Below are 8,235 nucleotides of genomic sequence, written 5' to 3'. Positions count from 1 at the left end.
GCTTACTTTTGCGCTTTTCAAAAGTGAGCCGCTGTAAGAGCGGAACCCATTTCAGCCATCACCCAAATAACGGATATACCCCCAAACAGCAGAACTTGCACCCCCCGCGCTCCCATGAAATAGTCAGCCAAGCAAGTGCTTGGTTGGCTACCATCGGAACACAAAGGAGCGCGTCCATGTCTGTCGCTATTCGTTTGCCGCTGCAAGTCTTCTTCGACCGCGAAGCCCGCCACCCACGGCAACGATTCCTGGTTCAGCCCATCAAGGGCGGCGAGGTCCAAACCCTCACCTGGGCCGAAGCCGGTCAACAGGCCCGCTGCGCCGCCCACTGGCTGCGAGCCCGCGACCTGCCAGTGGGCTCCCACATCGCCCTGATCTCGAAAAACTGCGCCCACTGGATCATCGCCGACCTCGCCATCTGGATGGCCGGCCACGTCTCGGTCCCGCTCTACCCCAACCTCACCGCCGACTCCGTCGCCCACGTACTCGAGCATTCCGAAGCCGCACTGGCATTTATCGGCAAACTGGACGACTGGCCCGCCATGTCCGCCGGAGTAAAGGCCGACCTGCCCACCATCAGCCTGCCGCTGTGCCCCGATGGCGAATTCGATTTCACCTGGGCCGACCTGCAAGCCTGCTCACCCATTCAGGACAACCCCGCGCCCGCAGCATCCGATCTAGCCACCATCATCTACACCTCCGGCACCACCGGCCTGCCCAAGGGCGTGATGCACAGCTTCGGCGCGCTGGCCTTCGCGGCCATCCGCGGCACTGAACTGTTCGGCCTGGGGGAGGGCGATCGCCTGCTGTCCTACCTGCCGCTGTGCCACGTCGCCGAACGCATGTTCGTGGAGATGGCCTCGATCTACACCGGACAGACAGTATTTTTCGCCGAGAGCCTCGACACTTTTCTGACAGACCTCAAACGGGCGAGGCCAACAGCGCTGTTCGGCGTACCGCGGATCTGGACCAAATTCCAGATGGGCGTCTATAGCAAAATCCCCGCAAGCCGCCTCGATACCTTGCTGCGCCTGCCCTTCATCGGCAAACGGGTCGGCCACAAAGTACTCGCCGGGTTGGGCCTGGATGCTGTGCGCGTGGCGATCTCCGGCGCAGCCCCCGTGCCCGAAGCACTGTTGGTCTGGTATCGCCGGCTGGGCCTGGATGTGCTGGAGGTCTATGGCATGACCGAAAGCTGCGGCTACTCCCACGTGTGCCGCCCCGGCCAGCAGAAACTCGGCTGGATAGGCCCGCCATGCCCGGACGTCGAAGTGCGCATCGGTGACGACGGCGAAGTCCAGGTACGCAGCGGCGCGACCATGCTCGGTTATTACAAGGACCCCGCAAAAACTGCCGAGACCCTCACCGCCGACGGCTTCCTGCGCACCGGCGACAAGGGCGAGCAGGGCACCGATGGCCGCCTGCGGCTGACCGGGCGGCTCAAGGAAATCTTCAAGACCAGCAAAGGCAAATACGTGGCCCCGGCGCCGATTGAAAACCGCCTGGCCGAACATGCACGCATCGAGCAGGTGTGCGTGGTGGGCGATGGCTTGAGTGCGCCCATGGGCCTGTGCGTGTTATCTGCCGTGGGCCTGCAAGATGCCGCAGGCGCTGGGCGCCAGGCTTTGCAGGGCAGCCTTGAACGCTTGCTGGAAGAGGTCAACCAGGTGCTGGATAAACATGAGCGCTTGCGCCAACTGGTGGTGGTGAAAGACAGTTGGGCGGTGGAAAACGGTTTTCTCACGCCGACCTTGAAGATCAAGCGCAACGTGATTGAATCAGCCTACGGGTCGCAGTTCCTGGCCTGGAGCGAGCGCTCCGAAGCCGTGCTGTGGCAGGATTGAGCACTGACATAAAACCAATAAGGACCGATCAATGAGCCTGTGGCGCACCCAACCGAATATCGAGCAACTGAATGCGATTCAGAAAAACACCATCGGTGAAGTACTGGATATCCGCTTTGAACGTTTTGACGACGAGTCCCTGACGGCCAGCATGGTGATCGACCACCGCACCCATCAACCCTACGGCCTGCTGCACGGCGGCGCGTCGGTGGTACTCGCGGAAACCGTGGGCTCCATGGCCAGTTACCTGTGCATCGACGCCAGCAAGTTCTATTGCGTTGGCCTGGAAATCAACGCCAACCACCTGCGCGGCCTGCGCAGCGGGCGGGTGACGGCGGTGGCCAAGCCGATTCATATCGGGCGCACCACCCACGTGTGGGACATCCGCCTGACCAGCGATGAAGGCAAGGCCAGCTGTGTGTCGCGCCTGACCATGGCCGTGGTACCGCTGGGGGAGACGCCGCCGGCCCGATAGGCGTGGCGTGAGTGTCATCATTCCTGGCAGTTACAGTCATTGCCGTGACTGCCGGGTCTGGGGAGAATCAACACTCTGTTTACGGTGATGGATCAGGTATGTCGCAGCACGTGTTTTTCGCTCACGCCAATGGCTTTCCTTCGGCGACCTACGGCAAATTGTTTGCCGCCCTGGCCCCGGAGTACGCCGTCGCGCATTTGCCGCAGCACGGTCACGACCCCCGGTTTCCAGTGGATGACAATTGGCAGAACCTGGTGGACGAACTGATCCACCACCTTGAGCAACAACCGGAGCCGGTGTGGGGCGTGGGCCATTCGTTGGGTGGCGTGCTGCACCTGCACGCGGCCATGCGTAGCCCGCAGCTGTATCGCGGGGTGGTGATGCTGGATTCGCCGGTACTGACCCTGGCCGATCGCTGGGTGATCCGCGCGGCCAAGCGTTTCGGCTTTATTGACCGGCTGACCCCGGCGGGGCGCACCCTGGGCCGTCGTGAAGAGTTCGCCGACCTGGCGGCTGCGCGCCAGTACTTCGCTGGCAAGACCTTGTTTCGCGGCTTTGATCCCGACTGTTTTGATGCCTACCTGCAACACGGCCTGGAGCCGGTGGGTGATCGCCTGCGCCTGCGCTTTGATCCGGCCACCGAAATCAGCATCTACCGCGGCGTACCCCACACCAGCCCCGGCCAGGCCCGGCAACTGAAAGTGCCGCTGGCGGTGGTGCGTGGTCGCCAGAGCCGGGTGGTGATGCGTCACCATGCCAGCGGCGTGGGGCGCATGCCCATGGGCGAAATGCTGACCATGCCCGGCGGCCACATGTTTCCCCTTGAACGCCCACAGGACACCGCCACTTTGATCAAGAACCTGTTTGCCCGTTGGGAAGCTCGCCAGCGCGAGCGCAGTTGCGCATGACTGCGCCTGTCGAAGAAGTCCGCCTGGCGCTGCCGCACATCGAGTTGGCGGCGCATCTGTTCGGCCCTGAAGATGGCCTGCCGGTGATTGCCCTGCATGGCTGGCTGGACAACGCCAACAGCTTCGCCCGGCTGGCACCGAAACTCGATGGCCTGCGCATCGTTGCGCTGGACATGGCCGGCCATGGTCACTCGGCCCATCGCCCCGTTGGCGCCGGTTATTCCCTGTGGGATTACGTCCACGACGTGCTGCAAGTCGCCGAACAACTCGGGTGGAAACGTTTTGCATTACTTGGCCACTCCCTCGGCGCCATCGTTTCCCTGGTGTTGGCCGGCGCCTTGCCGGAGCGGGTGACGCACCTGGGATTGATTGATGGCGTGATCCCGCCGACCGGCACCGCAGACAACGCCGCCGAACGCCTCGGCATGGCGTTGCAGGCGCAAATGAACCTGCAGGACAAGCGCAAGCCGGTGTACAGCACCCTTGATCGCGCGGTGGAAGCGCGGATGAAAGGCGTGGTGGCAGTCAGTCGTGAAGCCGCCGAACTGCTGGCCCAGCGTGGCTTGATGCCCGTGCCGGGTGGTTACACCTGGCGCAGCGACAGCCGCCTGACCCTGGCCTCCCCCATGCGCCTGACAGAAGAACAGGCGATGGCCTTCGTGCGCCGAGTCGGCTGTCCGACACAGTTGGTGGTCGCCGAAGACGGCATGTTGGCGAAACATTCCGAATTGCTTTCCGGGCTTCCGTTCCAGGTGACTACCTTGCCCGGTGGCCATCATTTGCACCTGAATGACGAGCCAGGCGCTACCCTTGTTGCAGACTGTTTCAATCGGTTCTTCTCCACGCCTTGACTTGGCGGGGTCAACTGCCGAGGCTGGGCGGATCGAAAGGGAGTCAACCATGAACGATCTCAACACCGCAGCGCACCCCAATGGCCAGGGCGCGCCGATCCGATGAGTATGCCGAAGGGATTTTTCCGTGTTCTGGGGCTGTGCTGTTTCAGCCCGCTGGTGTTTGCCGCCGATGTACCGGGTAGCCAGGACTTGCCCGCCGTGGCCCGTCAGGTCGACGCGCAGATCGTCGACTACCGTCCCGCCGAAGAGAAAGAACGTATCTACCCGCTGGGCTCGATCCGCAAGATCAGCGGCCAGCTGCGCTATGAAGGCCAGGCCACCGCCCGCGGCCAAGCCACTGCCATCACCTATGAACTGCCTGCCGAGCACACCTCCAGCGCCGCCTTTACCGCCACCCGCGAAGCCTTGCAGGCCCAGGGCGCACAACTGCTGTTCTGGTGCCAGGCCCGTGATTGCGGTGAAAGCAGCCTGTGGGCCAATGAAGTGTTCGGCAATGCCAAGCTGGTGGGCGCCGACGGCCAGCAGGAATACCTGCTGCTGCGCCTGGCGGCCCCGCAGGACAACTCCCTGGTCGCGTTGTACGGCATCACCCGGGGCAATCGACGGGCGTACCTGCACGTGGAACAGATGGACGCCAGCGCACCGTTGGGCGATTTGCTGCCGACCTCCGCTACGCTGCTGCGGGAACTGAAAAGCACTGGCGAGCTGGATTTTCCCAAGCTGGGCGCCGAGCCTGACGCCACCTGGCTCACCCTTATTTCCCGCGGATTGAACCTGGATGCCACGTTGCGGGTCAGTTTGACCGGGCCCACCGCCGAGGCATGGCGTCAGGGCTTGATCGATCAGGGCGTACGTGCGGCGCGCCTGGAAACCGGCACCACTGAAGCCAAGGGTTTGCACCTGCATCTGATACGCTGACCGTTCCAGGGCGAACGGACCCGCGCCGTTCGCCTAAGCTCTTGCTCTTACAGACTTCTTTTCGAGAAACCACATGCTCAATAACGATCGCCTGCTGGTGCAGATCCTGCTGCTGGTGTTGTTTGGTGCCAGCTTCTGGGTGATGGCGCCGTTCTGGTCGGCGCTGTTCTGGGGCGCGGTACTGGCGTTTGCCAGTTGGCCGGTGATGCGCTTGCTCACCCGCTGGCTGGGCGGTCGCGAATCGCTGGCCGCCGGAATCCTGACCCTGGTCTGGATGCTATTGGTGGCGTTGCCGCTGGTTTGGCTGGGGTTCAACCTCGCCGACCATGTGCGCGATGCCGTGGGCCTGATCAAGGATATCCAGGTGGATGGCTTGCCTGCGGCGCCCACCTGGCTCGGTTCCATTCCCTTTGTCGGCGAACGATTGGTGGCGATGTGGGACAGCATCGACCAGCAGGGCGCGGCACTGATGGTCACGTTGAAACCGTACCTGGGCCAGGTCGGCAACTGGTTGCTGGCCCGCAGTGCGCAGATCGGCGGCGGCATCCTGGAACTGACCCTGAGCCTGGTGTTCGTGTTCTTTTTCTACCGTGACGGGCCGCGCCTGGCGATGTTTGTGCATCGCTTGCTGGAGCGGTTGATCGGCGACCGGGCGGGTTATTACATCGAACTGGTCGCGGGTACGGTGCAGCGGGTGGTCAACGGTGTGATCGGCACCGCTGCCGCCCAGGCCTTGCTGGCGCTGATCGGCTTCTGGATTGCCGGTGTTCCGGGGGCTTTGGTGCTGGGGATCGTGACGTTCCTGCTCAGCCTCATTCCGATGGGCCCGCCGCTGATCTGGATTCCGGCCACCGCCTGGCTCGCCTGGAAGGGCGACTACACCTATGCGGTGTTCCTCGGTGTATGGGGCACGTTCATCATCAGCGGCGTCGACAACGTGCTCAAGCCCTACCTGATCAGCCGTGGCGGCAACCTGCCGCTGGTGATCGTGTTGCTGGGGGTGTTTGGCGGGTTGATTGCGTTCGGCTTTATCGGCCTGTTTATCGGCCCGACATTGCTGGCGGTGGCGTATAGCTTGTTGACCGACTGGAGTGCCACCCAAGCTCAGGTGCGGCGGGAAGATAAAACCGGGCAGTAATGGTTCCTGCAGGGCGCAGGAACCATTCCTACGCCCTTGGCAGCCACATTACGGCGGTAAGGCCGCCGCCCGGAGTTTCCTCCAGGCTCAGCCGTCCACCGAGGCGTTCCACGGCTTCCTTGGAAATCGTCATGCCCAACCCCACGCCACCGGAATTGCGGTTGCGCGAGCCTTCCAGCCGATAAAACGGTTCAAACACCGCCTCGCGTTTATCCGCCGCAATGCCCGGGCCGTGGTCGATCACCTTCACCACCAGCGCCTGCGGAGTGTCCGCGAGTTCGATGCGCGCGGTGCCGGCGTACCGCAGGGCGTTATCGATCAGGTTGTTCAGGCACGAACGCAGGGCCATCGGTTGCACTTGCAGCGGCGCGCACTCACCACTGCATTGCACATCGGAGCCACGGTCCTGGGCGTTTTCACTCAGGGACTCCACCAGCGCCTGCACATCCAGCCAATGCCGGGTTTCGCTGGTGCGCTGCTCGTGCAGGTAGCTCAGGGTGGCGTCGAGCATGCCGATCATGTCGTCCAGGTCCTGGCGCATCTGGCCCTGCAGCTTGGTGTCTTCGATCTGTTCCAGGCGCAGCTTGAGCCGTGACAGCGGCGTGCGCAGGTCGTGGGACACGGCGCCCAGCATGCGGGCACGCTGGGTGACCTGTTCGCGGATGCGCTTTTGCATCAGGTTGAAGGTCGATGCCGCTTGCCGCGCCTCTCGTGGGCCGGACTCGTTCAGCGGTGGGCTGTCGAGGTCCAGGCTCAGGCGCTCGGCCGCGGCGCTCAGGCGCTGGATTGGCCGGCTGAGCAGCTTGGCGCCATACCAGGCGGCGATGATCAGCGAGATAAACTGGAAGGTCAGTGGCACCACAGGCCCGCCGAACCAGGGACGGCGATGCTCCTTGGGCATTGGCGTCAGGCTGCCGTCCGGTTGCTCGATGAAGGTCTCGTGGGGCGGAGGGGGCGGCGGGCCATAATGGTGAAACCAGAAGAATGCCAGCGCGTGGGCCAGCACAATCGCTACCAGCAACACACCGAACAGCCGCCCGAACAGGGTGTTGAAGGCGTTGCGCATCAGCCGATATCTCGGGCGTCGAACAGGTAGCCTTCACCGCGTACGGTCTTGATCAACTGCGGGGCCTTGGGGTCGTCCCCCAGCTTCTGGCGCAGGCGCGAGACCAGCAGGTCAATGCTGCGATCAAAGGCCTCGATGGAGCGACCCCGGGCCGCGTCCAGCAATTGTTCGCGGCTCAGCACCCGGCGCGGGCGCTCGATAAACACCCACAGCAAACGGAATTCGGCGTTGGACAGCGGCACCACCAGCCCGTCGTCGGCCACCAGCTGGCGCAGCACGCTGTTGAGGCGCCAGTTGTCGAAGCGGATATTCGCCCGCTGCTCGGTGCGGTCATCCCGCACCCGGCGCAGGATGGTCTGGATGCGCGCCACCAGTTCACGGGGCTCGAAGGGCTTGGACATGTAGTCGTCGGCCCCCAGTTCCAGGCCGATAATGCGGTCGGTAGGTTCGCAGCGGGCGGTGAGCATCAGGATCGGGATGTCCGATTCCGCCCGCAGCCAGCGGCACAGCGACAGGCCGTCTTCGCCCGGCAGCATCAGGTCGAGCACCACCACGTCGAAGGTCTCGGCTTGCATGGCCTGGCGCATGGCCGCGCCATCGGTCACGCCGCTGGCGAGGATATTGAAGCGCGCCAGGTAATCGATCAGCAGTTCGCGGATCGGCACGTCGTCGTCGACAATCAGTGCGCGGGTATTCCAGCGTTTGTCTTCACCGACAAGCGAGGCTTTTTGATCGTCATTCAGCACAGGAGTCAGGGTTTGCATGGTGCGATCATCTACCTGGTTGGCCGCCGGGCCGAAGCTCGGCGGCGAGGTTGTTGCGTTCAGCATAGGCGCCCAGCCCCGGGGCTGGAAGTTCTGTACGATGGTTCACGTGTGCGAGGCTAATCTTCGGGGGTATTGCAGGCATGTCGGGAATGTATCTGTTTCGACACAATTGCCCGGGAGCCCGCAATCTGGCGGCTAAATCGCGAATTACCGATCATCGGATCCCGCAAACCCGCTGCTTGCGCTACAATCCGCGCCGATTTCG

The 8,235-nt window shown here is 63.3% G+C and carries 8 protein-coding genes; 6 read left to right on the top strand and 2 right to left on the bottom strand.

All coding sequences use genetic code 11. The annotated features are described in order from the left end of the window. Positions 1–176 precede the first annotated feature (176 nt). From HYE77_RS09905 to HYE77_RS09880, 6 genes are all read left to right on the top strand, one after another. Positions 177–1,844, top strand: coding sequence for an AMP-binding protein (locus tag HYE77_RS09905; RefSeq protein WP_177068732.1), 1,668 nt, complete (start codon positions 177–179; stop codon positions 1,842–1,844). 31 nt (positions 1,845–1,875) lie between these two features. Further along, entirely contained in the window at positions 1,876–2,319 is a 444-nt protein-coding gene (locus HYE77_RS09900; protein WP_003217165.1) for a hotdog fold thioesterase, read from the top strand. A gap of 98 nt (positions 2,320–2,417) precedes the next feature. Continuing rightward, positions 2,418–3,227: an alpha/beta fold hydrolase gene (locus HYE77_RS09895; RefSeq protein ID WP_008431257.1), complete on the top strand. Its 810-nt coding sequence runs from the start codon at positions 2,418–2,420 to the stop codon at positions 3,225–3,227. Next, positions 3,224–4,078, top strand: coding sequence for an alpha/beta hydrolase (locus HYE77_RS09890; RefSeq protein WP_087695368.1), 855 nt, complete (start codon positions 3,224–3,226; stop codon positions 4,076–4,078). The genes HYE77_RS09895 and HYE77_RS09890 overlap by 4 nt, the downstream gene beginning before the upstream one ends. Positions 4,079–4,180: 102 nt before the next feature. Then, positions 4,181–4,999 carry a DUF4892 domain-containing protein gene (locus HYE77_RS09885; protein ID WP_003217171.1) on the top strand — a complete coding sequence of 273 codons (819 nt, stop codon included), beginning with the start codon at positions 4,181–4,183 and terminating at the stop codon, positions 4,997–4,999. 73 nt (positions 5,000–5,072) lie between these two features. Continuing rightward, on the top strand, positions 5,073–6,137 hold the full coding sequence (locus HYE77_RS09880) for an AI-2E family transporter (protein WP_003217173.1): 1,065 nt from the start codon (positions 5,073–5,075) through the stop codon (positions 6,135–6,137). A gap of 28 nt (positions 6,138–6,165) precedes the next feature. Here HYE77_RS09880 and HYE77_RS09875 read toward each other — a convergent pair whose 3' ends face one another. Both HYE77_RS09875 and HYE77_RS09870 read right to left on the bottom strand, forming a co-directional pair. Further along, complete coding sequence (locus HYE77_RS09875; RefSeq protein WP_003217175.1) at positions 6,166–7,203, bottom strand: cell wall metabolism sensor histidine kinase WalK; 1,038 nt, start codon at positions 7,201–7,203, stop codon at positions 6,166–6,168. Further along, positions 7,203–7,967 (bottom strand): response regulator, encoded by a 765-nt coding sequence (locus HYE77_RS09870; protein WP_032898726.1) that lies wholly within the window; start codon positions 7,965–7,967, stop codon positions 7,203–7,205. Before HYE77_RS09870 ends, HYE77_RS09875 begins: the two co-directional genes overlap by 1 nt. Positions 7,968–8,235 lie beyond the last annotated feature (268 nt).

It is taken from the genome of Pseudomonas sp. IPO3774, assembly GCF_013386835.1.
Lineage (GTDB): Bacteria > Pseudomonadota > Gammaproteobacteria > Pseudomonadales > Pseudomonadaceae > Aquipseudomonas.
The sequence above is the reverse complement of the archived record's forward strand: the minus strand, read 5'-3'. Positions and strand labels throughout refer to the sequence as shown.

Coding starts and splice junctions, on each gene's coding strand:
- HYE77_RS09905 (WP_177068732.1), top strand. CDS start 177: ATGTCTGTCGCTATTCGTTTGCCGCTGCAAGTCTTCTTCGACCGCGAA.
- HYE77_RS09900 (WP_003217165.1), top strand. CDS start 1,876: ATGAGCCTGTGGCGCACCCAACCGAATATCGAGCAACTGAATGCGATT.
- HYE77_RS09895 (WP_008431257.1), top strand. CDS start 2,418: ATGTCGCAGCACGTGTTTTTCGCTCACGCCAATGGCTTTCCTTCGGCG.
- HYE77_RS09890 (WP_087695368.1), top strand. CDS start 3,224: ATGACTGCGCCTGTCGAAGAAGTCCGCCTGGCGCTGCCGCACATCGAG.
- HYE77_RS09885 (WP_003217171.1), top strand. CDS start 4,181: ATGAGTATGCCGAAGGGATTTTTCCGTGTTCTGGGGCTGTGCTGTTTC.
- HYE77_RS09880 (WP_003217173.1), top strand. CDS start 5,073: ATGCTCAATAACGATCGCCTGCTGGTGCAGATCCTGCTGCTGGTGTTG.
- HYE77_RS09875 (WP_003217175.1), bottom strand. CDS start 7,203: ATGCGCAACGCCTTCAACACCCTGTTCGGGCGGCTGTTCGGTGTGTTG.
- HYE77_RS09870 (WP_032898726.1), bottom strand. CDS start 7,967: ATGCAAACCCTGACTCCTGTGCTGAATGACGATCAAAAAGCCTCGCTT.